This is a genomic window from Nostoc sp. GT001 (assembly GCF_030382115.1).
Classification (GTDB): domain Bacteria; phylum Cyanobacteriota; class Cyanobacteriia; order Cyanobacteriales; family Nostocaceae; genus Nostoc.
In genome coordinates this window covers 6,282,456-6,308,555 of record NZ_JAUDRJ010000003.1, presented here as the reverse complement: position 1 = coordinate 6,308,555, position 26,100 = coordinate 6,282,456, and the positions used below count along the sequence as shown (strand labels likewise).

The 26,100-nt window shown below is 39.9% G+C and carries 22 protein-coding genes; 3 read left to right on the top strand and 19 right to left on the bottom strand.

The genetic code is table 11. From position 1 onward, the window contains the following. Positions 1-19: 19 nt before the first annotated feature. The 16 genes from QUD05_RS29510 to QUD05_RS29435 all read right to left on the bottom strand — a co-directional run bounded on the left by QUD05_RS29510 (position 20) and on the right by QUD05_RS29435 (position 21,523). The gene (locus QUD05_RS29510; protein WP_289799169.1) at positions 20-1,180 is read right to left on the bottom strand and encodes a glycosyltransferase family 4 protein; all 1,161 of its coding nucleotides are present in this window, start codon (positions 1,178-1,180) and stop codon (positions 20-22) included. A gap of 183 nt (positions 1,181-1,363) precedes the next feature. Beyond that, entirely contained in the window at positions 1,364-3,214 is a 1,851-nt protein-coding gene (hepA, locus tag QUD05_RS29505; RefSeq protein ID WP_289799168.1) for a heterocyst formation ABC transporter subunit HepA, read from the bottom strand. Between the two features lie 196 nt (positions 3,215-3,410). Continuing rightward, a complete protein-coding gene (gene hepC / locus QUD05_RS29500; protein ID WP_289799167.1) occupies positions 3,411-4,130 on the bottom strand; it encodes a heterocyst development glycosyltransferase HepC in 720 nt (239 codons plus the stop codon). A gap of 654 nt (positions 4,131-4,784) precedes the next feature. Continuing rightward, on the bottom strand, positions 4,785-7,013 hold the full coding sequence (locus tag QUD05_RS29495; protein ID WP_289799166.1) for a GumC family protein: 2,229 nt from the start codon (positions 7,011-7,013) through the stop codon (positions 4,785-4,787). 125 nt (positions 7,014-7,138) lie between these two features. Continuing rightward, positions 7,139-8,239, bottom strand: a complete 1,101-nt coding sequence (locus QUD05_RS29490; RefSeq protein ID WP_289799165.1) for a glycosyltransferase — start codon at positions 8,237-8,239, stop codon at positions 7,139-7,141. 307 nt (positions 8,240-8,546) lie between these two features. Further along, positions 8,547-9,860 (bottom strand): NAD(P)H-dependent oxidoreductase, encoded by a 1,314-nt coding sequence (locus tag QUD05_RS29485; RefSeq protein ID WP_289799164.1) that lies wholly within the window; start codon positions 9,858-9,860, stop codon positions 8,547-8,549. A gap of 346 nt (positions 9,861-10,206) precedes the next feature. Next, positions 10,207-10,752: a dTDP-4-dehydrorhamnose 3,5-epimerase gene (rfbC, locus tag QUD05_RS29480; protein ID WP_289799163.1), complete on the bottom strand. Its 546-nt coding sequence runs from the start codon at positions 10,750-10,752 to the stop codon at positions 10,207-10,209. Between the two features lie 132 nt (positions 10,753-10,884). Continuing rightward, on the bottom strand, positions 10,885-11,730 hold the full coding sequence (locus QUD05_RS29475) for a phytanoyl-CoA dioxygenase family protein (protein WP_289799162.1): 846 nt from the start codon (positions 11,728-11,730) through the stop codon (positions 10,885-10,887). A 21-nt stretch (positions 11,731-11,751) separates the two neighbouring features. After that, a complete protein-coding gene (locus tag QUD05_RS29470; RefSeq protein ID WP_289799161.1) occupies positions 11,752-12,594 on the bottom strand; it encodes a phytanoyl-CoA dioxygenase family protein in 843 nt (280 codons plus the stop codon). A gap of 50 nt (positions 12,595-12,644) precedes the next feature. Next, a complete protein-coding gene (locus QUD05_RS29465; RefSeq protein ID WP_099101522.1) occupies positions 12,645-13,652 on the bottom strand; it encodes a glycosyltransferase family 2 protein in 1,008 nt (335 codons plus the stop codon). A gap of 218 nt (positions 13,653-13,870) precedes the next feature. Then, positions 13,871-14,914: an NAD-dependent epimerase/dehydratase family protein gene (locus tag QUD05_RS29460; RefSeq protein ID WP_289799160.1), complete on the bottom strand. Its 1,044-nt coding sequence runs from the start codon at positions 14,912-14,914 to the stop codon at positions 13,871-13,873. A gap of 436 nt (positions 14,915-15,350) precedes the next feature. Next, positions 15,351-16,565, bottom strand: a complete 1,215-nt coding sequence (gene lhgD, locus QUD05_RS29455) for an L-2-hydroxyglutarate dehydrogenase (protein ID WP_289799159.1) — start codon at positions 16,563-16,565, stop codon at positions 15,351-15,353. Positions 16,566-16,691: 126 nt separating this feature from the next. After that, entirely contained in the window at positions 16,692-17,465 is a 774-nt protein-coding gene (rfbF, locus tag QUD05_RS29450) for a glucose-1-phosphate cytidylyltransferase (RefSeq protein ID WP_289799158.1), read from the bottom strand. 327 nt (positions 17,466-17,792) lie between these two features. After that, a complete protein-coding gene (locus QUD05_RS29445) occupies positions 17,793-19,958 on the bottom strand; it encodes a tetratricopeptide repeat protein (RefSeq protein WP_289799157.1) in 2,166 nt (721 codons plus the stop codon). Between the two features lie 57 nt (positions 19,959-20,015). Then, complete coding sequence (locus QUD05_RS29440) at positions 20,016-20,798, bottom strand: PP2C family serine/threonine-protein phosphatase (RefSeq protein ID WP_289799156.1); 783 nt, start codon at positions 20,796-20,798, stop codon at positions 20,016-20,018. A gap of 50 nt (positions 20,799-20,848) precedes the next feature. Continuing rightward, the gene (locus QUD05_RS29435) at positions 20,849-21,523 is read right to left on the bottom strand and encodes a vWA domain-containing protein (RefSeq protein WP_094351580.1); all 675 of its coding nucleotides are present in this window, start codon (positions 21,521-21,523) and stop codon (positions 20,849-20,851) included. Positions 21,524-22,270: 747 nt separating this feature from the next. On the opposite strand from QUD05_RS29435, the gene QUD05_RS29430 reads away from it, so the two are divergent. The 3 genes from QUD05_RS29430 to QUD05_RS29420 all read left to right on the top strand — a co-directional run bounded on the left by QUD05_RS29430 (position 22,271) and on the right by QUD05_RS29420 (position 24,520). Next, the gene (locus QUD05_RS29430) at positions 22,271-23,656 is read left to right on the top strand and encodes a response regulator (RefSeq protein WP_289799155.1); all 1,386 of its coding nucleotides are present in this window, start codon (positions 22,271-22,273) and stop codon (positions 23,654-23,656) included. Between the two features lie 54 nt (positions 23,657-23,710). Beyond that, positions 23,711-23,920: a type II toxin-antitoxin system VapB family antitoxin gene (locus QUD05_RS29425; protein WP_289799154.1), complete on the top strand. Its 210-nt coding sequence runs from the start codon at positions 23,711-23,713 to the stop codon at positions 23,918-23,920. Positions 23,921-24,022: 102 nt separating this feature from the next. Continuing rightward, complete coding sequence (locus tag QUD05_RS29420) at positions 24,023-24,520, top strand: hypothetical protein (protein WP_289799153.1); 498 nt, start codon at positions 24,023-24,025, stop codon at positions 24,518-24,520. Positions 24,521-24,747: 227 nt separating this feature from the next. Here the strand turns inward: QUD05_RS29420 and QUD05_RS29415 are convergent, their stop codons facing one another. The 3 genes from QUD05_RS29415 to QUD05_RS29405 form a co-directional block, all read right to left on the bottom strand. Then, the gene (locus QUD05_RS29415; protein ID WP_289799152.1) at positions 24,748-25,224 is read right to left on the bottom strand and encodes a hypothetical protein; all 477 of its coding nucleotides are present in this window, start codon (positions 25,222-25,224) and stop codon (positions 24,748-24,750) included. A gap of 403 nt (positions 25,225-25,627) precedes the next feature. Continuing rightward, complete coding sequence (locus tag QUD05_RS29410; protein WP_289799151.1) at positions 25,628-25,810, bottom strand: DUF6887 family protein; 183 nt, start codon at positions 25,808-25,810, stop codon at positions 25,628-25,630. Then, positions 25,807-25,983, bottom strand: a complete 177-nt coding sequence (locus QUD05_RS29405; protein WP_322639371.1) for a DUF6888 family protein — start codon at positions 25,981-25,983, stop codon at positions 25,807-25,809. Before QUD05_RS29405 ends, QUD05_RS29410 begins: the two co-directional genes overlap by 4 nt. Between the last annotated feature and the right edge of the window lie 117 nt (positions 25,984-26,100).

Sequence of the window (26,100 nt, the reverse complement as noted above, 5' to 3'; positions counted from 1 at the left end):
TATTTTTAACAAATTCAGCTTATTTAACTGGAGAGATACTATATAGTTTGTTGGCTTGAGAAGGAGATTCAGCTATTGTTTTTGCATAAATTGTTCGGAGATTATTTACATGAGCAGCCATTGTAAATTCCTTCATCAATAAACTATGACCTTGCTCACCCATGTATCGGCTTTTTTGATAATCTCTAGACAATTCATTAATAGCATCAGCAAGCTTTTGGATATTATTGCTTGGAACAAGAATACCCGTTTCTCCATCTAGTAAATGTTCTGGAATTCCTCCGACTGCACTACCAATGACAGGTCGACAACGAGAGTATGCTTCCAGAGTTACAAGACCAGCAGGTTCAGGCCAAACACTGGGAAAGATGACTGCAAAACACTGTTGATAAAGTTTATCTAATTGATCCGAATCGCACCAACCATGCCAAGTGATTCGCTTATTCAATCCGAGTGTGCTTGCTAACTTTTCTAACCGTGGTCGTTCCCAACCTTCACCTGCAATATCAAGTTGAATTTTCGGGTCTGTATGTATTAAGGTTTTGAGTAACCATTCCAGACCTTTATCAGAAACAATTCGTCCAGCAAATAAAATTCGATTATTTTGATGCACTTCCAAACTTAGGGGTGAACTTGCTGTTTCTGGTATAGAGATTCCACAGTGTAGCGTTATAGTTTGTTCAGAAGGTACACCATTTTGAATTAACTCTTGTCGGACATATTCGCTATTAGCAATGAAAGTAATTTTTAGCCTTTTTAAGACATCTAAAAACTGATGAGTGGTTTGAAGTTCTCTAATAGTTCTTAAAGGTCTACGGCTACCACATTTATCGACTAATTTACCCCAGGTACATCCTAAGTAAGAGAAGTTGCGATCGCAGATTGTCCGTTGCTCTGCTAAATACTTTGTGCCGCTAGGACAGTAGAATGAGTGATTATGAACGCTGAAGATAGCAGGACATTCGCCTGTAAGCTGCAATAGCAAATCTGGACTGTGGATGTGCAGCAGTTTAAACTGGCTTTGATCGATATTTTTAAGTGATTTTATCACGCGATCGCTAACATCAGGTGGTCGATGTTCAAATAGAGAGGCTAAATAAGTTTCAACACCTCCACTCCCACCGACACCGAAACTTGAACATTGATAAATTAGGTCTTTGTCAAAGGTTTCCTGAGACATATTTTCTATTACTTTTAAGGATATAGGACTAACTTTAATAACTTATTTATAGGAATAATAAGTGTTTAAAATATTATTGTTTTAGCATTTTGCAAAATTATTGATACATATTTGGGGGTTTACGGCTGTAGAGATGTACAGCCGTGAATATGTTGTAATTACTTTGGTAATTGGATGTTGTTACTAATCTGGCTGCCTTAGTTCATACTGCATTTGATGATATTTCCAAAGCTTGCCTTTTTGCTCCAATAATTCTTGATACTTACCTTGCTCTACTATTCGTCCCTGTTCTAAAACTACAACTTTATCTGCTTTAGAAATAGTAGAAAGGCGATGAGCGATCGCAATTACTGTTTTACCCACAGATAGCTTTTCTAATGAATCTTGAATTAAGCGCTCAGATAACGAATCTAAGGCACTAGTTGCTTCATCCAAAATCAAAATTTCTGGGTTCCGTAGTAGAGCGCGTGCAATAGCAATTCGCTGTCTTTGTCCTCCAGATAATCTAACACCCCGATCTCCTAATTGGGTATCAAAACCTTCGGGCATTTCTAAAATAAATTCTAGTGCGTTCGCTAGTTTAGCGGCTTCTTGAATTTCCTCATTCGTCGCCTCTGGAGTGCCGTAAGAAATATTCTGCCAAACATTAGTATTGAAGATGAAGGTATCTTGACTGACAACAGCTATTTTGCGACGGAGAGAGTTAATTTCAAACTGCTTGATATCGATTTCATCAATGTAAATATATCCATCTGTAGCATTATAAAATCGGGGAATCAAATCAGCAAGAGTTGTTTTACCAGCACCAGACGATCCGACTAATGCTGTCATCTTTCCCTTTTCAATGGTCAGGGTAATATTATGCAGCACTAGATTTTCATCATCATAGCCAAAATCCACAGATACTAAATCTATTGATCTGTTTAATCCCTTAAACTGAACTCTGCCATTTTGAAAGTAATATTTTTCATCACTTTTCAACAGATTTTTAATATTGTCTGCTGAACCATGTAAAGTACTAAGATATGCTCTCGTGCCATTAATATCTTGAACAAATGGGATAAAGCGAAATAGTACAAAGAAAAAGGTTAGCAAAGAAGCAACTTGTAGCGTTCCATTAGTGACAAGACTAGTGAATGCCAAAATAATCATTCCGATCAATACCGTAGTCGCTACTGCTTCGGCAATTGGCTTCACAAGTGTCCAGGTAAATACAACTTTTGTTGTACTACTTATTACCTTATCGCTAGCTTTATAGTAACGCTGACGCTCAAATTCTTGAGTACCACAAGAATGAACAGTGCGGATACCATTAATAAATTCTATGGCTGTTGATGTAAAATTAGCATTAGCAGTTGTCATGCCAAAACTCGATTCCCTGACTCTAGCATTCAGATTTGACAACCCCACACCTAAAAGTGTAAATAGCAATGCTGAGATTATCGTCAATTGCCATGAGATCAAAAACATTGATATTAAGTAGACAAAGGTTGTTAGTCCTCTAGTTACTAAAAAAGCTCCGCCACTAAAACCTTGTCTGATCCTTTCAATCTCTGTAGTAATTGTGTTAATTAGTTCGCCAGAACGAGTTTTACTGAAGTAACTTAGTGATAATGATTGTAACTGTTCAAAAATTTGCTTGCGTAAGCGATCGGCAAGATGTAGTTGAGATAATTCAGTATAGACTTGAGAAAAATAATTGAAGGTAGCACGTAACCAAGTACTCAATAAAATCAGCAAAGATACGCGATATAAACGATTAATTGCTGATGTCTTGGCTCCCAAAATCCAAAGATCGAACCATTCTATTCCTGTTTGGACGGGTTGAGCATTGGGGCTAGTTAAGCTTTGCAAGAAGGAAAGTAAAAAACCAATACTTACACCTTCAAAGGTAGCCGCCAAAATAGAGAAAACCAGAGCTAAAATTGCAATTTTACGAAAGTGTTTAAATTCTCGCAATATCAAATAGTTGTCCTGCCAAAAGCTGCTAGCTTTGAGCAGATTATTGAGTGGTTGAAGAAACTGGAAATTCATGGATTTTATCATAATAGTTTGGCAAGGTAGATAGACCTCTATAGATTAATGAAGTCCAGATAAGCCTAAAACCCTGATGTAGAGATGCGATTTATCGCGTTTGGAAAACTAATTATCTAGAATTGGATGCTACATAAATAATTTTTGTTTGAGCCTCAGTGCGATAAATGAAATCATCAATTACCGCACCGATAAATTACAGAGTTTGGCTATCCAGATGTAATAGATGAGACTGTGCCTCTACTTCCCAGGAAGCTGTAATTTCTGGTAATTTATTTAGCTGTACTGCATCTTCCAAAGTCCAACAACGAGATCCGGTTAAACTCATATCACCCCGTAGCACGTTAAATAACTGTGGCAGATTGTCGAGATTGTATTTACCCATCCAACGCCCTAGCGGTGTGTCATTGTGGGTGCAAAAGCTGATCGCTTGAAAGAGTTTACCCCGTTCCCCAACACGCCATTCATGACAAAAAAGTGGTCCTGGCGAGTAAACCTGCATTAATACAATCAATCCCAACATAACTGGACTTACTAATAGCAGTAATACGGAAGCAGCAATCCAATCAATTACTCGCTGCAACTGTCTAAAGGGTTGGTTAGGAAGTTTTTTGCTAGCGGGTATGCTTAAGAATATTGGTTTTTGAGCTGCTTCACATGCATCTGCCCAAAATTTGAGCAAAGTCTCACCCAATTTTGGATCTATGCTGACCAAACTTACTGGAGAATGTTGTAAGCATTCTACTAGCGATCGCTTATTATCTAATGAAGCCAGATATGGTTGTTTCACTCCTCCAAGCGGCTTCACCAACAGCTTACCCCGTCGCCACAGGAGTGTACAGTACCCATGATTATCTTGCTGTGACTGGGTTACATCATATAAATTCTCTAAAGTTGGAATTATTGAAGTTGTCATAATGTCTTTGGGTTTATACAGGAGTGAATTACTGAGGCGTTATCAAAGGCTATTAATGCCAAAGACCCAAATCCGAATCTTGTTGTAAGTCCAAAAAGTTGGAGAGAATTGAGGGCAAAAATATGCAATAGTATTTGCCACTCAGCCAAGTACGTATTGCGTAGAATTCTGCTGATGTAGAGATTTACAAATTAGACAGATACTAATTACATAGGTAGCAATCACCGCTACTATTAACATTCATGGGCAAATCTTGATTTTCCGGAAACTACTGACAGTAGAGAAGTGTAGAGGGAAATTACCCATGAATCTATATCTACGTTGAATTACGCTGAGGTGTTCATTGCCTCGATAGATTTGAAAAACCAGTCTGCTCTTGTCTTCTAGCCTTTATGAAGGTGCTTTAATCTCTAGAATATAAGACTCTATAGAAATAGCGATCGCTCAAATAACTTCTTTATTTATTCTTTAAAGAGTCAGTGATTTCTCTGAAAACTCATAAAGATAGCATAAATATACTGAATTCTTCCCGATAGCAACAAAATTCAATTTGGTTCATCAAAACGCAGAGGCAATTCATGAATCGAAAAAATGCAAAACGCAAAATCCCCGACTTCTTTAAGAAGTCGGGGATTTATCATCTAGCCATACTAGCTACTTTTCTACAGCTTGGCGTAGAGCCAATTGCTGTTGCTTGACATTAGGTACGTAATTACTACTATTTGATACCCCATTAGCTACAACCCCAATCAGATTTAACTTACTCAGCATAGCTGTCGCTTGATTAAGCTGACTTCGTGTCACAATACCAATGCTTGCCACCATAATCACACTACGACAAGATGATGCAGTAAGCATGGCATCCACCAAACCGAGAACTGGGGGCGCATCTATCAAAACCAAATCATAATTTTCCTCAAATGCTGCCATTAATTGCATCATCCTAGGAGAACTCAACAGATTAGCTGGGTCGGCAGGTTTGGGACCAGCAGTCAAAATATCGATGTAGGCGGAACCTGAATATTGAAGACTAATTTGGTTGGGTAGAGTTGTATCACTCGCCAATAAAGTTGAAAGTCCCTGTTCATTAGGAAGATTCAGTTGATGGTGCAAACTGGGATCGCGTAAATTGGCATCAATCAGCAGTACCCTTTTGTGTAAACGAGCAGCACTCATTGCCAAACCCAACGCCAAAGCTGATTTACCCTCATCAGCTAAAGCTGAGGTAATCATCAAAGATTTTAAATTAGTAACAGTATTTAAAAGTTCAATGTTTTTGTAAATCAGATCCAGCGATTCCCAACGCGGTGGAGATTGCAATACCTGAATCGTCCAGGGTGCGAGAACTTCTGGCTTGCCAAAAGGCAACTTGATCATTGATTCTCTGGGTTTGGCTGGCGGTAACTTGGGAGTTGTTCCCAACAACGGCATGGCCATTTGCTTCTCTAACTCAGCAGTGGTGTGAACTGCATCATCAGCCGATTCGCGAATAAAGGCAGCAATACCTCCTAACATTAAGCCAACCACAGCACCTAAGAGCAAATTCTGTTGCAGATTGGGGCCTAATTGTGCGCCTTTTTGGGGATCTTCTACCACTTCCCAATTAAATCCACCCTTGGAAAGTTCTTGTCGCAATTGTTGTTCTGCTCTTAAAAGCTGCTCTAATCTTTCACGACTAAATTGCAACTGCGGTAGCATTCGATTGTAATAAGCCAACAGAGGCGGGAAGCGTTTGATTTCCAAACGTAGCTCGTTTTCTTTCTGAGCCAAAGTTTGATCGCGAGCAGTTAAAGCAACTATAGTTGTCTGCGTTTCTACTAACTGACCAGCAAGGCTGAGATCAATTTCACCGAGTTGTCCTCTTTCAAGAAGAGAGTCTCCAGAGGTGAATGCACCAGCAGATTTTCCACCTAAAGTTCTTCCTACTTCTTGTTGCAATAATTCCTTCTGACCCTGAAGCTGTTCTTTCAGCTTTTGCACACTCGGAGTTTGATCTGTAAAGCGTAAGCGTTCTTGTGCTAGTGCCAATTCGCTTTTTTGGATTTCGTTTAGTAAGCCTTGGTAGCGAGTAGACTGACTCAAACGAGAAGCAACTAGAGCATTTTGGGGAGAACGGTTAAGTTGTTCTTCTAAAGATTTTTGGCGTGCCAATGCTTCCCCATACTGAGCGCGAGTTGTCTGTCTTTCTTGGGAAAGATTATTTAAAGCTGTTTCAATCGCTTTGGCCTGTGACTCTGGATCGATTAAGTTCTGATTTCTGCGAAACCTTTGTAAATTTGTCTCAGATGCGTTTACTTCTTCACTAGCTTTACTTAACTGTTCCCTGATGATTTGCAGACCTTTTTGTAAACGCGAAGTCTGTTGTTGTTTGTTATATTCCAGATAAACTTGTCGAATTGCATCTAGAACTTTTTTGGTCTTTTCAGGATCGCCAGCGGTATATTCAACTTGAAATATTTTAGTAGCGACATTATCTTCTTTGCTCCTGATTTGAGTTAAGACCAAAGAAGCTTTAATTTCTGCTGAAGTTATATCTGGATAATTAGACTGAAGTTTATCAACTGCTTTTTGGATGAGTCCCGAACTTTGCATCAAGTTAAGCTGAGTTGCAGTATCTATGACCACATTAGAGTCAGTAAACTGATTGTCTACCGCCGCACCACCTTCGGTTTTACCTTGATAGTTAGGTTCTACTAGCAGTTGCATAGAACTTTTATAAGTAGGCTTGGTTTTTACAGTTACTATGCTGGCAATTGCAATAGAACTAATTAATACTGCTAAGAACCAAGGAAATCGCCGCACAAATACGGCAAATATTTGCCCGTAACTTGGTTCACTTTCAGAAGTTGGAGCTAGATGAGGATTTAGACTAGTTTGAACCACTTTTATATCCTTGTCTTCAAGACTTACGCTAAGAGAGATTCTGAAGAATACCTATTTTTTTACAAACAGCCAATGAGGAGAGGGTAAATAAATAGGTAATCTGATAGTGGAAAGAGATTCAGAAATCAAATGAATAATTGCTGCACACCACAAGCTTGATTAATAATTTGCTCAACCTTGCCAAAGAATGCATTTTCTGAAAAATTTGCTACTGCATGATTACGGATGCGATCGTAATCCCAAGAAATACCATTGGCTTCTTGTAATGCAACTTGGAGAGATTCGGGTGTTTGTCTTTTGAAAAAGACTCCTGTTTCACCTGGTATTTGAGTATCTAATACTCCACCTGCACCATAAGCGATGACTGGTGTACCGCTTGCATTAGCCTCGACTGGAACTAATCCGTAATCTTCTAAGGCTGCGACAATAATAGACTTGGCTTTGGAAAACAAATCTTTGCGGGTTCTATCACTTACGTGTCCCAAGAACACAATATTTTGTAATGCTTTGGATTTTAACCGTGCTAGTTCTGGCCCGTCACCAGATATTAATAGCCGCCACCCCAACCAATTAAAAGCTTCGACTATTATATCAAGTCGCTTATAACTGATCATCCGGGCGGAGGCCAGATAATATTCATCTTTTATATCAGAAAAAACAAATTTACTAGTATCAATTGGATAGTTCACCATCATTGCCTTTTTGCCATAAATCTTTTCAATTCGGCGGGCAACAACACTAGAATTAGCAATGTAAAGGTCAGGTTCCTGTGCATATTTCAAGTCTACCTTTCTCATGACTTGAAATACTTGTTCGATTAAAGGAGCAAAATATCTATAGTCCCCGTACTCTCTTAAATAAGTTGCTGTATCCCATAAGAAACGGGTAACGTTATGGCAAAAACAAATGTGGTGAGCATTGGGATTTTTTCGCACTGCTTTGGCGAAGCTGGTGCTACTACTAATAATTAAATCGTAGTCTTGCAGATCCAAGGCACGAAAGGCAGGAAAATATAGAGGAGCCATTGACCTGAAATATTTTGCTGCACCAGGAATCTTTTGCAAGAAGGTTGTATTAACTATGCGATCGCCTAAATCGATAGTTTTTTGGGGATCGTACAAAGATGTGAAAATATCTGCTTCGGGATAGCGCTTACAAAGCAGTTCAAACACACGCTCTGCCCCACCTCGCTGGGTTAAATAATCATGGACGAGAGCAATTTTCATGAAATTTGACCTAAAGTTTCGATCGGGTTTGTTGAAACGCTCCCCAGCAAGTTACTATCAACAACTTTAGTGTCCCGCAGTATAGCTTTCTATCCTCTTGATGAAATTCTGGCGACAAACATATAGGGGCTTCGGAGATCCCCCCANACCCCCCTTAAAAAGAGGGGGGCTTTTTGTAATTTTTACCCCCTTTTTAAGGGGGTCGCCGCAGGCGGGGGGATCTTATCCGAAAAGTATTAGGGGTGTACAGCTCAGCTGTACACCCCTACAGCCAATTCATTTGTGGCAAATGTTTTGAGAACCGATATTATCCAACTGCTACTAGGATTTTTTCTGGAGCAAAATAATTGTTTTGCTCAGTTCGTAGTTGGTCGCAAAGTCTGCCTTCAGGTAATTCTACATCCTCATAAGTGAGGACTTGATCTTTAGAAATATCTCGTTTGAGGCGGCACCCTTCAGCTAGACCCATTGGTAGAAGATTTTGCTGTTGGACGATATCGGAATTTTCACATTGTCCGTAGGTCATGTAGTAGCCGATGCCATCTAAGGTTTCTCCTGCTTTCAGGTCGATTTTGGCGGTGGTGACAACATCTACTAGCGGGCCTGCTAGTGGAGACATAACGGCATCACCAAATAAAACAGCACGCGCTACGGACAAGGGAACTTCAAAATGACAGAGGTGATAAGGAGTATAGAAGCTGTAAAGTGGGCCTTCGCCTAATTTATATAAGTTGAGATAGTGGCGTTGCTTGGGGTCGTCGTGAGTGGCAAATACATATACGCCTGGGCCTGGTTTGGCTCCAACTACATAATCGACGATGCCGCCTAGTTCTTTGAGTTGTTCAACATCATATAACTGGGTCATTTCATCGACATGACCGCTGAAGTCATATCCCAACATTCCCCGTTTGGCGACTTTCATGCCTGTGGCATTGGCAACGATCGCTTGCTCGAAGGAAATTTTGCTTCCGTCGGCGAAGCTAGCCACCATGTGGGGCTTTTGACCCCAACGTTTAGCAAATCCTTCCTGGGTGGTGGGATTGCGATAGGGGTCTTGGAGTCCTTTAATGTTACCGCACAATAAGGGAGTTAAACCAATGCTTTTTACAAAGCGATAAAGGTTCATTTGCACCCCTGGCTGATCGCCATCACAAGCGCTGAGAATCACGCCTGCTTTGTCGGCATACACTTTCAGGATGGGGCCAATCGTGCCATCGAGTTCGGCATTCATCATAATCACATGTTTGCGGTGGACGATCGCTTCCATAACGATCTCAGCGCCAAATTCCACTGCACCCGTGACTTCGATTAATGCATCGATGCCTTCAGCCTGACACAGTAACTTAGCGTCCTCTGTGACTGCATACTTACCGTTAGCGATCGCATCTTCTAATTCGCTGATAGTTGCAACAACTTGGATATCTTCAATTCCTGCTTCCGAATAAGCTTGTTTAGCTGCACCAATCTGACGATTAGAGATAGCAACTAACTCCATTCCTGGCACTGAATTGACAATTTGGTTGGCAATTCCTCGACCCATAAAACCAGCACCGATCATTCCCACCTTGATAGGATTTCCTGCTGCTGCTCTGGCTCGTAAGGCGCGATCGATAATAATCATGAACTAAACTCCTTTTTAGAACTGTTTGTTGTGTTACAAATTCTCGATAATTTTGCACTTAATAATTTTTTACAGCTAAACATTAAGTACATTTTCATAAGAATTATCATTAATGATAGCTACTAACTGGGTGTTTGCTAGATGCTATAACAGCAGTCTGTTTTTCCAGCTATGATTTTTGATAATTTGCTCCACAGCATTTCTGTAGCTTGGGCAAACTTTTATTTGGTATGATTTGCTCTTGCTCCCCCTGCCTCTATAGCAATGGTATATTTTTTGGAAATACCTTACCTCATACAGAGGAGCCAGTGTGTTGTGTGGAAAACACCTGGCACAGAGAAATAGTCTATACGCCAACAGTCATCATTCTCAACAAAGGCCAATTTAAATCTTTCTCGGAGATTTCAGTCACATCTAGAGGCCAATCAATGTTAAAGAATGGATCGTCATAGCGTAAACCTCTTTCATATCCTGGGGTGTAAAATTCGCCCACTTGATATACAACTTCAGTTTCATCGGTGAGCGCTTGATAGCCATGAGCAAACATTTCTGGAACATACAAAGCGCGGCGATTTTCTGGGGTTAGCTCTACACCGATGTGTGATAGAAAAGTGGGAGATTCAGGACGCATATCAATAATTACGTCGTAGATTGCGCCTTTAGTACAGCGAATTAATTTTGTTTCTGCTGCTGGCAGAACTTGATAGTGCATTCCCCGGATAGTCCCTTTTTTGTAATTAAAAGACAGGTTACATTGGGCAACTGTCGGCTTTAATCCGTGTGCTGCAAATTCTTGAGCGCAGAAAGACCGAGCGAAAAAACCACGGTGGTCTGGCTTTTCTTCTAAATCAATGATGAATGCGTCTTTTAGGGCAGTTTGAGTGAAGATCATGAATGAATAACCTCGATAGGAATATTGACGACAACAAAACTTGGCAAATTTCAAAACTTAACTTGTTATAAATCTCATTAAGAATAGTCTTGAGCCTATTTTTAGATTAACAAGTAGCTTGCTTTAACTGAATTAGATGGCGCTATTACTGACTGTTTCAGTTAACTTTGGTCGGGGAAAAGTATTGTCTCGATATTGAGTACAAACTTCTGGACGATCGGGAGAAGTAGAAGTGTAGCAGGAGAATAGAGTTAGCCTATCTTCTGTGCGTGATGTACCGTGATGTATGGCTTTTTTGGGATCGACAATAATCACTGTCCCTGCTGATCCTGTACAAGATTTCCAAGCCTCTTTCGGGATAATTTCATTTAGCTCTTCATCGGTGATGCCTAAATGACCAGATTGCCAAAGCTTGTAGTAAGTACGGTAATAGTTTAATCTAAATAAAGAGGTTAAAGAGGCTGGGATATATTCAAATGGTCCGTGCTTTTCTTCAACATCATTTAAATAAATAATGATTTTGATCATCCGGCGGTCTTCTGCATCTTTATGCCATAGTTGTGTACCAAACTGATTTCTGTTAGGGAAATCTTTGCGGAGATGTACACCATGAAAAATAATTGGCAGACCAATGTAGTTTTCAATGATGTTTAGGAGCCTTTTTTCGCTTCCCCAAGTAGCAAATTCAGGTAAATATGTAACTGTGTAAACTTGGGGAAATTTTTCCTTTGAATCGTCATGATTGCCAGATTCCATTTGAGACGAATAACCATAAGCTGCCTTGAGCAATTCTGGTGTTGAATCGAATCCCAATTCAGCAAGTGTGGTAATATGAATACCATCACATTTAAGATCGTCAAGAATTTTGCGATCGCTTGCTTCTAGTGCAGGTAAATTAGCAGCATGTTTCAAAAGTGCTAATCTGTAAACTAACTCAGATCCCAATGAAGATATTTTGCGTTTAATCTTGATCAGCATGGCATGACTACCTTTAGTACGCTATCGGCTATTTTCGACTTGCTGCCTTAACTCTGCTCTGGGATAAGTATCATCCCAGTATTGGGTGCAGAGTTCTGGTCTTTCAGGAGGGTTGGCGGTGTAACAAAAGAATAGTGTTGAGCGTTCTTCTGTGCGGACTGTGCCGTGATGCAAAGCATTTTTCGTATCTACAATAATGACTGTACCTGCTGGGCCTGGGCAGGATTTCCAAGCTGATTTGGGGATGACTGGTTTTACTTCTTCATCATCGATACCCATATAACCTGACTTCCAAAGTTTGTAGAAAAGCCGAATATAATTCCAACTAAACAAGGAAGTTAAAGAGCGGGGAATGTATTCAAAAGGCCCAGTTTTTTCTTTTACATCATTCAAGTAAATAAAGATTTTGATAATGCGGCGGTCTTCAGCATCGCTGTGCCATAGCAGTGTGCCAAACTGATGTTTGCTAGGGAAATCTTTACGTAAATGTACACCATGAAAAGCAATAGGCAGACCAATATAATTTTCGATCAGATTGAGAAGTCTTTTCTCCATTGCCCAGGCATAAAACTCTGGTAAACCTGTAACTGTGCAAATTTGTGGCAGCTTTTCGTCTAGATGGTCGTTGTTGGGATTTTCCATCTGAGACAATTGCTGGTAAGCGGCTTTGAGCAGTTCGGAGCTAGAGTTGAAGCCTAAATCTGCCAGTGTTGTGACATAAACACCGTCTTTTTTAAGAGTCTTCAGGATATTGCGATCGCACCCTTCCAATGCTGGCAGATTTCTGCTATGCTTCCAACGAGCTACATAATATTCCAAGTCAGCAGATAATGTAGATAATTTGCGTTTAATTAGATTAAACATGCGGTAAACTCTTTATAGTTTCAATGTCGATTTATCAGTAATTTAGTAGCTTATGGCTTATAGCTCCGTATTTCTTGAGCAGGTATTTCACTTGATTCGGCTAAACTAAATTCTTTAGAAATCATCACGTCAAAAGCACATAAACCGACTAAAGCCAAAAATGGGACTACTGTCTGAATGGCAGACATAGGCCATCTTCTTAAAGCACCTAAGAAAACTTTCAAGTTGACTTCTTTACCGTTTTGCAAAAGCATCCGCCGACAAAACTGCTTAGAATATCCACTCTGCTCCAATTTCAAAATTACTTCGGGTATGTGTTTGTATTGCATTAAAAGTGCAGATTTTGGTTCTTTCTGCCAATAACTCACACCCACAACACATTCCAAATAAGTCTCTTTCGTGACAATTACACGACCATTAGAGGCACAATACCCGGCTAAATATGCTAAGGATATCCAATTATTCTCAGCATCTTGCCAATTTTGTAGAGCGCGTTTCACTAAATCAGTGCGGTAGATTGTCGCAGTCAGAAAAATGACTGCACCGACACTTTTTGAGAAACAATGCTCAAATATAGCTTTCCCATCACCATCACCATCTTCACTATCTATATCAAACCAGCGATTACCAACAATTGTTGGTGGATGAACTGGTTCACCAGTAATTTGGTTCCGACCGGAAAAGTTGAGAAACAACAATGATAAATCTTCATATTGCTTAAGTTTGCTAATCACATAAGCAATGGCTCTATCTTGAATTGGGTCATCATCACCAATCGTCCAAACATATTTTGTTGTAGTAGAATTTAGGCAATACATAATATTTTTGACGACGCCTAAATTTTGAGGATTTTTATTTGATTTAAATGGGATACTGCTAAGTATTATTTGCCATTTTTTAATCACATCCTGAGTATTGTCTGTTGAACAATTATCAGAAACTAAAATTTCACAATCATCTTCAAAACCTTTGATAGCTTGAGCTAACCATGCTAACTGTTTATCCAGTAATTCAGCACGATTATAAGTCGGTATAGCAATGGTCAGTAATTTCTGCATGGTAAAATAGTAGTTAATAAATTGATATATGAATGGTTGCAAGCTATAGCGATGAAGCCCAACGGCAATCTATTTAGCTTTCAGATGGCGAACTCGTTTCCTAATACTGAGATGAGCGCCATAGAATTTAACTCGCTGATTGCAAATAATTTGATGGATGGAATAAGTCCGAATCAATACTATTTGATTCGGAAGCTTAGATTCTTTTTCCGTTGCGGCTAGGCGACTTTAGCTACTTTTTTATTCCAGAAGAAATCTTTGTCAATTTGCTCTGTCCGAATTAGATACTCTAGCTGTTTTAAGCGAGTAAATCCTCTAAACAAGAAAGTATCTTCAGCCATGTGTATTTGACTGAATAAATCAAATAGCTGCTGGGCACCAAGTCGAGCATTCCAATCACATTTAAATCCAGGTAGGATTGTGTTGATTTTCTCGAAGGATACGCGATAGCTGCGGTTATCTGCGCCGTTGTTACCAAAGGACAATTTACAATCGGGGAAAACATCAGCAATAATTTCCGCGATTTCTTTAACGCGATAGTTATTTGCTGTATCTCCCACGTTGAAGATTTGGTTATGTACAATGTCTCGTGGTGCTTCTAAGGTGCAGACTATTGCTTTGCAAATATCCAATGCGTGGACTAATGGCCGCCAAGGTGTGCCATCACTAATCATTTTGATTTCTTTGCTAGTCCATGCCAACCCTGCTAAGTTGTTTAAAACAATATCAAAGCGCATTCTGGGAGAAGCACCAAAGGCTGTCGCATTCCGCATAAAGGTGGGAGAAAAGTCATCGTCAGCAAGTGGTGCGACATCTCTTTCTACGAGAGTTTTACATTCTGCGTAGGCTGTTTGGGGATTAACTGCGGATTCTTCTGTGACATCACCTGCGGTAGCGACACCGTAGACACTGCACGAAGACATATATACGAAGCGACGCACACCCATAGCCTTAGCCAGACTAGCTAGACGAACTGAACCTACATGATTAATTTCGTAGGTAATATTAGGTGCCAATTGTCCGGCTGGGTCGTTGGAGAGTTCCGCCATGTGAACTATGGCTTCAATACCTTCCAAATCATCAGGGGTGATGTTGCGGATATCTTTGTTAAGGGTTTTGGGTGTGACTCCACTAGGGTTGTACAGCCAACCAACTTTATAGAAGCCAGTATCTAGACCAATAACTTCATGTCCTCGTTCGATTAACAGAGGCGGTAATAACGAACCTAAATAGCCTTCTGTTCCAGTTACTAATATTTTCATTGTGGTTAATTCCTTTGTATTGATGAGTTAAATTTTTCGTTTAGTAGGGACGCACAGATATTCGCCCTATAGGGTGTTGCATCTAAGAGGGAACCGCTATATTTTTCGTTGGTATGCAATAACTTGACCTCTCTCCAAACCTCTCTCCTCTTAGGAGAGAGGCTTTGAATCTTCCATTCCCTTGTAGGGAAGGGGTTGGGGGTTAGGTCATTGGACTAAAACCAGAAGCGCTATGTCTACGGCTAACAATCATTACATAGTTGCCGACTAGAGCATTGGGTAGCAGGACTCTATAGCAGTTCTTAATTGATGCACTACACTTTTTTCTTGGGAGATGGGTATCTTACCCGTCTCTTGTATTTCCAGGCTGGAAAAGATGCCCACTATACAAGATTCATCCTTTTATTCAGCAGCCCGGAAGTAATAACTATGATATCTATGCAGTAACTACACTCTCTAGATGCGAAAGTTGGGGAATTTCTGCCACAAGCGCTTTGCCGATTTCTAGAGAAGATGTAGCAGCCGGAGAAGGAGCATTGCAAACATGAATGGAGTTTTGACCAGAAACAATCAAAAAGTCGTCTACAAGCTTGCCATCGTTCATTAAGGCTTGAGCGCGGACTCCTGCATGGGTGGGAACTAAGTCTTCTGCTTGGACTTCGGGAATTAGTTTTTGTAAACTTTTGGTGAAGGCTGCTTTGCTAAAAGAACGAATGATTTCTTGAATGCCTTCATCAGCGTGTTTAGCTGCTAACTTCCAGAAACCGGGATAGGTGATGACTTCCAGAAAATCTCGTAAGTCAAAGTCGGTTTTTTTGTAACCTTCGCGTTTGAGGGATAAAACCGCGTTTGGTCCTGCATGGACGCTACCATCAATCATCCGGGTAAAGTGGACACCCAGGAAGGGGAAATCTGGATTGGGAACTGGATAGATTAGTGTTTTGACTAAATGGCGTTTTTCTGGGGTGAGTTCGTAGTATTCTCCCCGGAATGGCACAATTTTGGCTTGGGGTTCAACTTGCCCTAGTTTGGCGGTGCGATCGCTATGCAATCCAGTACAATTAATTACAAAGCGGGTTGCAAAGCTACCTTTGTTTGTTTCCAATACCTGATTTTTACCACTTGGAGAGATTTTCAGGACTTTTGTATTCAGTTGTAAATCTCCACCCTGCTGTTGAATTAGCTGGGCATATTTTAAACAAACTTGCTTGTAATTAACAATACCAGTTGAGGATACGCGAATGCCACCTACACATCTGACGTGAGGTTCAATTTCCTTGACTTCTTCGGGGCTAATTCTCTGAACTTCTATGCCATTGTCTAAGCCGCGTTGGTAGAGATTTTCTAAGCGTGGTAGTTCTTGTTCTTCAGTTGCAACAATTACCTTACCACAAACTTCATGGTCAATTCCATGCTCTTGGCAGAATTCTACCATTGAACGAGAACCATCACGACAAAATTTAGCTTTGAAACTCCCTGGCTTGTAGTAAATACCAGAATGAATTACCCCGCTATTATTGCCAGTTTGGTGAAATGCCCATTGACTCTCTTTTTCTAGTACTAAAATCCGGGCATTAGGATAGCGTTTTCCTAAAGCCAACGCTGTCGAGAGTCCAACTATTCCCCCACCGATAATCGCAAAATCATACATTAGTATTATCGCACTTCAAATTACAGTAAATCTATAAAGTCATTGGGCATTGGGCATTGGGCATTGGTTATTAATTATTCTCCTCTGCTCCTCTACTCCTTTGCTCCCCTGCTCCCCCTGCTCTCCTTACCATACCTTCCAAGGAGCCTGATTGTTATTCCACAGCCCTTCGAGATAGTTTTTATCGCGTAAAGTATCCATCGGTTGCCAAAAACCATCATGTTTAAAAGCAGATAGCTGTTCCATATCAGCTAGCTTTTCTAATGGTTCTTGCTCCCATACCGTAGAGTCATCAGCAATTAAGTTGATGACTTCTGGTTCTAACACAAAATAACCGCCATTAATCCAAGCTCCATCACCTTCGGGTTTTTCCCGAAAGCTGGTGATTTTAGTTTGTTCATATCCTAAAGAAATAGCACCAAAACGTCCGGCTGGTTGAACGGCTGTGAGTGTTCCTAAGCTATTTTGTTCTTTGTGAAACTTAACTAGCTCGGTGATATTAATATTACTTACACCATCACCATAGGTAAAGCAAAAAGTCTCATTACCAAGATGTTCGCTGATTCGCTTTAAGCGTCCGCCTGTCATTGTATTATCACCCGTATTTACTAAGGTGACACGCCAGGGTTCAGCATAACCAGAATGCACGTTCATCTGGTTAAAGCGCATGTCAAAGGTAACATCTGACATGTGTAAGAAGTAGTTAGCAAAATACTCTTTAATGATGTAACCTTTATAACCGCAACAAATGATGAAATCATTAATGCCGTGGGCAGAATATGTTTTCATTATGTGCCAGAGAATTGGTTTACCACCAATCTCAACCATCGGCTTGGGTCTAATACTGGTTTCTTCACTGAGGCGTGTACCAAGACCTCCAGCCAAAATCACCGCTTTCATGCAATTACCTCGGAGATTTGTAGGGATATGATTATTTGACTTTTGCGAGATGAAGAGGATGCACTTCAAGGGAGAAAAATGTATTTCTGATTTCTGTTTCTCCGTCAATAATCTAACTGTAATTTCCGATGAAATTATAAAGGAAAGATAAATTAAAATCTTTTCTATATAAAAGCTCTATGAATATCTATAAATACAGAAATAAATTACTCAATGAAATAAAAATATCACCAATAAAATAACTAGGGTTAGCGCCAGCTAACCCTAGTCAGGCTTGATTTTTTCAATCAAAACCAAGAAGATACTAGTAACAAAACTTACTTGTTTCTAGTTAGTTTTTTCCACATTACTTGAGCCTTGGAATAAAGGGTCACATTTGTTTTCGATGACTACACACATATTACTGAGTGCTTGTTGATAATTATCCATGTCACCTTGCTCAAGAAAGATTTTGGCAGATGCCTGTATATCTTCGACAGCTTTTGTCTGGTTTTTGTTAGCTTCACTACCGCCATACTGTGCCAGTTCATAGCGAACCATACCTCGTTTGAGATATGCTTTTGCTAGTTTGGGGCTAATAGTTAATGCATGGTTAAAGTCAGCGATCGCTTGATTATATTCTTGCTGATAATTGCTGCTATATTGAGCAATTTGGTAATAGACAACACCCCGCTGGAAGTAAGCTTCGGCTTTGGAGACATTAAGTTGTATGGCTTGAGTAAAATCTGCGATCGCTTTTTTGTAAGCTTGTTGAGATTCACCACTGTATTTAGCCATTTGGGCGCGGACAATCCCCCGTCTGACATAAGCTTCAATTTCATTATTATCCAGACCAATGGCTCGATTATAGTCTGCGATCGCTAGATTATATTCTTTATCAGGATCGTTACTATATTCAGCGAGCATATAGCGGGCATTGCCCCGATTTACCAGAGCTTTAGTTTGATTGGGATTGATTTTCAGAGCTTGGCTATAATCTGTAACTGCTCCTTCGTAGTCTTTCAAGTTATAGCGGGCATTGCCCCGATTTACAATTGCTCTAGCATGTGTCGGTTCTTGTTCAATTGCTTGGCTAAAGTAGACAATTGCTTTGTCATAGTCTCGCTCTTTGTAAGCAATATAACCTTGCTGATAGGAATCAGCGAAGCTGAGTTTGTTATTTGGCTGGGAAGATTTGATTGTTTGTTGGGTGTAAGCATTTTGGGAAACCAACGGCTGAGTAAATTTAATCATTACGTCTGCATATCCCAATAAACCAAAACCCAGCAAACAACAAATAACCGGGTACAACTTTGACTTTTTGGCAGGTTTATATGAACCGCTGGGAGTCATTATTGGCTGCCAGTAATTAGCTACCTGCGGTGACATGGCGCGCTGGGGAAAATGCGGTGTCTGATTGTAGCGCTTTCTCGCTTTGATTCGCGGTTGGAGATGTTCTCTAGCTTCTATAGCCCGATGTGATGGGAAGGGGTCGCGTCCACCTAATCGCACGGTACGTTCGCACCACGGACAGCTACGCATGTGGTTGTTGTAGCGATGTTGGGGATTTGTCGTACAGGTAATTAGGGAATCTTCGGCTTCAGCGATGGCTGAGAGCCAAGTTTGGGCACTGGGGCGCAGCAGTGGGTTGTTGTGACCATCTTCAAAACAACGAACAAATAGTTCTTGTAAGCTGGGATGGAGAATTTCCCAAGGGGGGGCAATGGGTGTTGGCAGGTAGGGTACGTAACGCTTTTCGCTGTAAGTGAAATGACCCGATGCAATGCGTGCTTCGTAAGGTGGTGGCTCAATCGCACCTTGAAAAATCCCCGAAAATGGGTGGGTGCCTTCCATTAAGAGTTGAAATACTAGCACCGATAACCCAAATAAATCGTGAGAAATTTCGCGATCGTGCTGGGCAAAAGTTTTATTCTGTAGTTCTGGTGGAGTAAACTCTGGTTTACCCACTGGGCAGCGATAAACAACATTGCTGTTTGGGTCGGTTACTTGGAAAGAGTCTGTGTCTATCAAAGTCACCAGTGCTGTATCACTGACGAGGATATTAGACTCATTCACATCACCAATGCAATATCCACTAGCGTGCAAAGCGGCAAAAGCTGCCGCCAGGTTACGAGCCGTGCGGAGCAGGTACTGATAGTTGAATAGGGGGCAGTGTTGCCGACGGGTTCTGGGGTTGTAAAAGTCGATGATTGGACGCATCCCCTGAATACGTGGCATCAAAAAGCCCAGGATGCTATTTTTGCCATCTGCTGCCCGTAATAAATCCTCTGGCCAAGCGATAGAGATATGCCCTAAACTCGCCGTCGGGTTTTCTGGCGGGTTGGCAAGCATCGCCTGGAGTTTATCAGCATGGGCAGTGGTTGGCTTGTGATAAATCTTCGCCACTAAGTCGTTATCGGATGGCACTGCATAAACACAAGCTTCACCCCCACGCCCCAAACTGACATTGAGGCTGAGGATTTCTTTTCTGGGGGAACAACGTAGTACCTGCATAATGAAATTACCGCTAACGGAAGTTATTGTAAGATGTGAAACCTGTAGATTTGTTGCTCATGAGTCGTTGAATGCAGCTATAATGAGTGTCAAATCATCATCAGTGCGTTGCGTAATCCGCTCTGAGCGTAAAAATTTTACCAATTGCTCCTTCGCTTCTGTCTTATCCTCGGTATTGGCGACAAATTCAAACAGCGGAAAAAAGAATGGTTTGTGAGGTTCGCCAACAACCATATTCAAAGCCAGCATTTGTAATCCGTCGGTGATGATACCAACGTTTACTATGTCTGTGCGCCATAATCTCATTTGTGCTGTATCTAAGGCATTAGGCGAAGTCAAAAAAGTGGTTTCGTTGATGTATTCACCACTGTCAGGCATAGTCAGTGCCAACAGGTTGCCCAGACGATCTTTTGCTACTGCCAAACCATCACCTATCTGAACTACAGCTACAACTTCTGGTGTGGCAACCAGCATAATTAAGGTAGTTGCTAAATCTTGAGGCTGTTTGTCACAAGTAGCCGCCTCATCTTCCACAGCTTTTTTGGCGGCGAATATGGCATCATTTAAGAGCGATCGCACCAACGTATCATCAGTCAAACTTTTGCGAGTCAGCCCCTTGGCAGAAATGTTTTCGATTGCTGTCTCCACAGCAACCATCGCTCCCACTTTCCCAAGGCTAGCAGAACCAGCACCATCTGCTGCGGCCGCCACTAAAACATTATCTGACAATATCTGCCAGTGATGAGCATCCTGACATAATTGATTGTTTTTTAAGTGACTTGTACCACATACAGAAGCAGCCACAATCCGCCATTGAGCAATCTGTTTTGATATGTTCATAAATTTTTTTCAAGCAGCTAGCTGTGTAAACATCAAGCTGCGATTTTTCATTAAACAGTTCCCCAACCAATGGGCGGTAGTGCTACCTGTTCGTCTACTTGTGAATGAGAAACAGCCGACATACTAGTTGACAGCCAGACAAACATCTCGATAAAATTTAATCCTTTAAGCTTTAAGGGAGTACGTACAGTTATTTGATTTAAACGTGTCATATTCGCATTTTCTACTCCAACTGTAAAGAATGCTACCCGCTTGTTCGCCTCGTCTCCCTGTAGGCGCTGGGATGCTTGCTCTACCACTTGCTCTAACTCACCTTGGGGTTCTCCATCGGTAATCATAAATACCCAAGGACGATAGTAAGCAATCCCGTTGGCACGATACTGAGATTTCCGCTCTTGAATTATGTCCAAAGCTTTATGAATTCCCGCACCCATTGTTGTCAAGCCCTGTGCTGTCAAAATAGGTGGATTGAATTGATCGGCAGTCACAAAGTCTTGTACTACATTGATATTACTATCAAAAGTGACGATCGCCACTTCCACCCGTCTAGCGGCTAAGGAATTTTTGACTAATTCATCCTTCAAACTCAGTAAACCCTGATTTAAAGCCTCAATCGCCTCTCCTTGCATCGACCCAGATGTGTCTAATAAAAGTACACAAGGACAACGGGGTTCTGGGTTCTCAGCAAATTCTACTACTTCATCAAGTCTTAATGTATCATGCATAACTTTTTGTGTTATGTTAAAGTCCAAAGCTTTATTTCCCTTTGCTCAGAGTATATAGTTTAAATCGCCGAGGCGACTACAGAATATAGTATCTATTGGTAGATGCTCTAATCTTTATTAAACAAATTATTTTCATGAAGTTCTCTATATATTTAAGATGAACTTGAGCAAAGCTTAGTTTAGCAAAAAAGAGTTTATCAAAACCCAGCATTATCTGTTGTAATGTATCTACCAAAAAGTTATATCCATTAAACCTACAGTACAATACATACGTAAACTTTCCTAGATAAGTTTTTAAAGATTTTATGTAGAATAATCGCTTCTTTAAGGAAAAGTAATTAACCATAATTAAGCTCGTTAACTCTAGAAGTATACCAGTGTAACTACGCGAACTTGGAATCAAATTTGCATCTTGAAGGGAGTGGGCATAAATAAACGTCATTATTAAGGTCTTCACTCAAGAGTTGTCAGTAGTTAGTAAAATCCAGAATTAACCAACATCTACTGATAATCTAGCTATGATAGATGCTTACCTTTATTCATCCCTACTTGCTTTTTGAGATAAGTTAAGTAAAATGTGCTAAATGTAACAAAGGACTTGGAGATATTACAATTTTTAATATATGTACATATTTTCAAATAAATAATTGGTGGTTAGAAAAATATTACAAAGAAGAGAATACTTTATAGCTCATATTTTCAATCTACAAATGTTCGGTTGTTGATTCCGCAAAAAACTTGAAAAATATGAATAACTCAGGTACATTCACAAAACTACGTCCTCTAAGTTTGTTAAGACAATTATCCAATTGTTCCGACAGTACTTGTTTACAAGTATTGAGTAACTCAGTTTCTTGGTCGATTTACTTAGAACAGGGCAAAATAACTTACGCTACCCATTCCGTGGAACCCTTCGATCGACTAGAACGCCATTTGCGACGCCTCAGCCAGCAAATCCCACTCCTTACTAATGAGGTTCGCTCTCAAGTACGGCTGATGTTTGAAGCTGACTTACACAGTCAGTTAATCAAAGATGACACTAATTCCAGAAGCAACCCTCCTGAGTATCAGGCTATATCCTGGCTTGTTAGTCAACAACATCTACATTCTACACAAGCAGCAGTGCTGGTTCAAGAATTAGTTAAAGAGGTAATTGAATCATTTCTGCTCATCAAAGAAGGTACTTATGAATTAACAGAACCACTTGATAGAATGCCAAAAATTTGCAGGCTAGGTATAGAAAAAATTCTAGAATATTGCCAAGTAAGATTACAGAATTGGCAGGCTTTTGTACCTAAAATTTCTTCTCCATATCAACGTCCATATCTGTTGATTAGCAGCAAGTTTGATAACCAAGATTTACCAAATCTCCAGCCAGATTTAATTAACTGGATGAAGGGTTTTAGCCTGTGCCATCTGGCTGTAATTTTGAATCAAGATGAAATTCAACTAGCTCGCAATTTATACCCTTACATCCTTAAGGGTGCGATTATCCTTCATGAACCCGATCCACCATTTGATAAGTTACCAAAGATTTTTGAGGAGCAATCGCTTTTCTCAAAATTGATTTCAGGGTTAGTTGACACCAAACAAGAACTAAGTAGCACTGTCAATTCTTACCCAAATATTCCTGAAGAGAAAATAGTTCCTGTTCAGCGATTACCACAGATTTCTACTCCTTCCAAAGAAAACTTTCAGGAACCAACAATATCAAATAACATAAATTCTGCTTCCCAAAGAGTAACGGCTGCTACGGTAACAGTAAAAAAAGTCCACAAGATCGTTTCTGTAGATGATAGCCCGACAATTCTTAAAGAAATTAGTTATTTCTTAGAAAATGAAAATTTTTCTGTAGTGACTATTAACGATCCAGTGAAAGCCGTTTTGTCAATTATAAGGCACAAACCGGATTTAATTTTGTTGGATTTAAACATGCTAGGAATTGATGGCTATGAGTTGTGCCGTATTATACGAAATAATTCCCTATTTCAAAACACTCCGATTATCTTTGTCACTGGGAATAAAGGAATTGTAGACAAAGTAAAAGCGAAATTAGTTGGGGCTTCTGGATATCTGACGAAACCGTTTACTCGCGCCGAATTACTGAAAATAGTCTTTATGCATTTGACTTAAATTAACTACTCCAATGAGTTTTTACTGCACATTACTTTGTGCGATAATCTACACATGATTACTAATCTCGAAATTGACGAAAACTTAATTAAGGGAGTACTCGAACTTGGTGGCCATCCAACAAAGGATGCCGTTGTAGAAGAGGCATTANNNGAGTATGTACAGCGTCGAAAACAACTGAAAATTCTGGAGCTATTTGGTACGATTGAATACGAGGATGATTATGACTACAGTCAACAGCGCCGGAGTCGATCTGGTCTTTAGCTCTCAGACGCAAAAACTTGACTCTAGCAGAAAACAGAACAATTTATAAGTCTACTTTCTGGCTCAACTCATAATAAAATTCCTGACTATGGAGTATAAAAAATGAAAAGTGTAGTAAACGCAGCAGTTATATTAACATTGATTGGTGGAGCAAATTGTTTTCCTACATATGGACTCTTATCAAATATCAAGCCTTCAAGTATAGAAGTTAAATCAATTGCTCAAGGTAATCATCAACAATTGATGGCTAGAGTTGGAAGTACTTTAAATACTCCATTTTATCTTAGATATGGAAGGACAGCTTACCTACCCACTGAAAATATTGAAATCAAATTTTCAAAAGTTATCCAGGATTCTCGGTGTCCTTCTGATGTAACTTGTATTTGGCAAGGGCAAGTCATTATTGGATTAGACATAATAAAAAATGGTCAGCAAGTTTCAACATTAATGCTAACCCTGATACCAGGTCGTGATGCTTTACCAATTCAATTTTTAGATAAATATTCGGTGAGATTGATAGAAGTTTCCCCGTACCCAAATAGCAAAAAGGCGATCGCCCTCAAAGACTACATCGCTAAAATTGTTGTTAGTAGAAATTAGATGACTAACCTTTGACCTTTTTTTAATTAAAAATTAAAAATTAAGGAGAATAATAATTTCTAATTAATTTGGGGTTTTGATGACATTTCTATTTATGCCCTACTCATTACCAGCATGATATAGGAGTCCTAAATCAATTGCTCACAGCAAAAAACTAGGCTTGTTGAGAGCAGAGAAAAAACAAGCCCATGTTATATCGTTATCTTGTATATAGCTCTACGGCATTTCTAAGGATATACAAAAAGGATAATTCTTACAGGACGAAACTGAAAAGCACCTGAATTTATTATTCCCTGTACATCTGTATTATTCCACCAAAACCGATTGTCAACGGAATTACTGAATTCTAGAGTGTGCCAATTTCCATTAACATGTTGTATGGCTACTTGGATTCCGTAAATGAAAGAGTTCCCCAAACCATGTCCTACAGAAAAGAAACCATCCCCGTTTGTTGCAGTAGTTAAATAGAAAGTTCTGGGAGTTATAGGCAATGCCTGAGCAATCAGGTAGTTATCTTTTTGATATAACTCTACCATTTTTTCTTGTTCAAAGTTTTTTAAATCATCATTAAAATCATCTCTTCCAGTAATAGTTGCTATTTGATTGAATTGTTGAAATGAGTTGTTTGAAAACTCAACAGCTTGAGCAGAATTAATTTTAAAGGTCGTCAGAGTTACAGCAGTACTCGCCAAAACGGTAGACACACATAATTTCTTCAGATTCATCATAATAGATTAAACCTCTCTAAAAGTTGTATTTAACCTCGTCCTTTTGAAATCTGGAGTGCGGGCATCTTGCCCGCTACAATATGGGAGCAAGATGCTCCCACTACTTTGAAAAACTATATTTCTCAAAATAGATGTGGTTTAACTGCAAACATAAACGCTTCAAACTAAAAGTTAGGTCACGCTGTTCGCTGGTTGTTTGCTAGTTACTATATATACTCAGATAAAGTATTTAATTAGTCAAGTATTGGGGACTACTAATTTTGGGTGGATAAGCGCGAAACTGTCACTTAGGCAAAGTAAGTCTAAAACTATTGGTATACAAGCTTTTTAGCTATTGATTCTCTGTAAAATTGTGTCTGTAGTGAATAAAGGGTTTTACTCATAATGCGAGTCTTTTTCTTAACTCAGCCTCCAACTGTTCACCCGTGCTAACCACAACCCTATTTGGCTTAGCTCTAACAAGTCTGAGATAGTGTTGAAAAGCTTCTTCATCTTGGGGATGATGCTTTACATATTCCCGTAATTCTGCTTCAGTTAATTGCTGATAATCTAAATTACTCATTGGATAATTTCCTCTCCGTTACTCAAAATTTCTACTTGAATAGTTTGACCTATTAGCACTACTATTCTTTGCGATCGCATGTCGTACCTGGTTAGCTCAATTGTTTGTAGTAGATTACTTACTCGCACACATAAATCGTAGAAAGCCTTTAACTGTTCAATCGTGGGTTCCATTTGTAATATATAAGCTACTGAATCTCTACCTAGTGTTGGTTGATATTTCAAAGCCGCTCGCTGGGTACATAGCGAATCTCAAACATATAAGCCAACACGCCAAGAAAAGATTAGCAT

What these genes read in the sequence shown, in the direction of transcription:
- QUD05_RS29435 (WP_094351580.1), bottom strand. Translation starts at nt 21,523, where the DNA reads ATGCATGATACATTAAGACTTGATGAAGTAGTAGAATTTGCTGAGAAC.
- QUD05_RS29430 (WP_289799155.1), top strand. Translation starts at nt 22,271, where the DNA reads ATGAATAACTCAGGTACATTCACAAAACTACGTCCTCTAAGTTTGTTA.
- rfbC (WP_289799163.1), bottom strand. Translation starts at nt 10,752, where the DNA reads ATGATCTTCACTCAAACTGCCCTAAAAGACGCATTCATCATTGATTTA.
- QUD05_RS29510 (WP_289799169.1), bottom strand. Translation starts at nt 1,180, where the DNA reads ATGTCTCAGGAAACCTTTGACAAAGACCTAATTTATCAATGTTCAAGT.
- hepC (WP_289799167.1), bottom strand. Translation starts at nt 4,130, where the DNA reads ATGACAACTTCAATAATTCCAACTTTAGAGAATTTATATGATGTAACC.
- QUD05_RS29485 (WP_289799164.1), bottom strand. Translation starts at nt 9,860, where the DNA reads ATGATTATTATCGATCGCGCCTTACGAGCCAGAGCAGCAGCAGGAAAT.
- QUD05_RS29405 (WP_322639371.1), bottom strand. Translation starts at nt 25,983, where the DNA reads ATGGAACCCACGATTGAACAGTTAAAGGCTTTCTACGATTTATGTGTG.
- QUD05_RS29465 (WP_099101522.1), bottom strand. Translation starts at nt 13,652, where the DNA reads ATGCAGAAATTACTGACCATTGCTATACCGACTTATAATCGTGCTGAA.
- QUD05_RS29410 (WP_289799151.1), bottom strand. Translation starts at nt 25,810, where the DNA reads ATGAGTAATTTAGATTATCAGCAATTAACTGAAGCAGAATTACGGGAA.
- hepA (WP_289799168.1), bottom strand. Translation starts at nt 3,214, where the DNA reads ATGAATTTCCAGTTTCTTCAACCACTCAATAATCTGCTCAAAGCTAGC.
- QUD05_RS29470 (WP_289799161.1), bottom strand. Translation starts at nt 12,594, where the DNA reads ATGTTTAATCTAATTAAACGCAAATTATCTACATTATCTGCTGACTTG.
- QUD05_RS29445 (WP_289799157.1), bottom strand. Translation starts at nt 19,958, where the DNA reads ATGCAGGTACTACGTTGTTCCCCCAGAAAAGAAATCCTCAGCCTCAAT.
- QUD05_RS29440 (WP_289799156.1), bottom strand. Translation starts at nt 20,798, where the DNA reads ATGAACATATCAAAACAGATTGCTCAATGGCGGATTGTGGCTGCTTCT.
- QUD05_RS29460 (WP_289799160.1), bottom strand. Translation starts at nt 14,914, where the DNA reads ATGAAAATATTAGTAACTGGAACAGAAGGCTATTTAGGTTCGTTATTA.
- rfbF (WP_289799158.1), bottom strand. Translation starts at nt 17,465, where the DNA reads ATGAAAGCGGTGATTTTGGCTGGAGGTCTTGGTACACGCCTCAGTGAA.
- lhgD (WP_289799159.1), bottom strand. Translation starts at nt 16,565, where the DNA reads ATGTATGATTTTGCGATTATCGGTGGGGGAATAGTTGGACTCTCGACA.
- QUD05_RS29475 (WP_289799162.1), bottom strand. Translation starts at nt 11,730, where the DNA reads ATGCTGATCAAGATTAAACGCAAAATATCTTCATTGGGATCTGAGTTA.
- QUD05_RS29490 (WP_289799165.1), bottom strand. Translation starts at nt 8,239, where the DNA reads ATGAAAATTGCTCTCGTCCATGATTATTTAACCCAGCGAGGTGGGGCA.
- QUD05_RS29420 (WP_289799153.1), top strand. Translation starts at nt 24,023, where the DNA reads ATGAAAAGTGTAGTAAACGCAGCAGTTATATTAACATTGATTGGTGGA.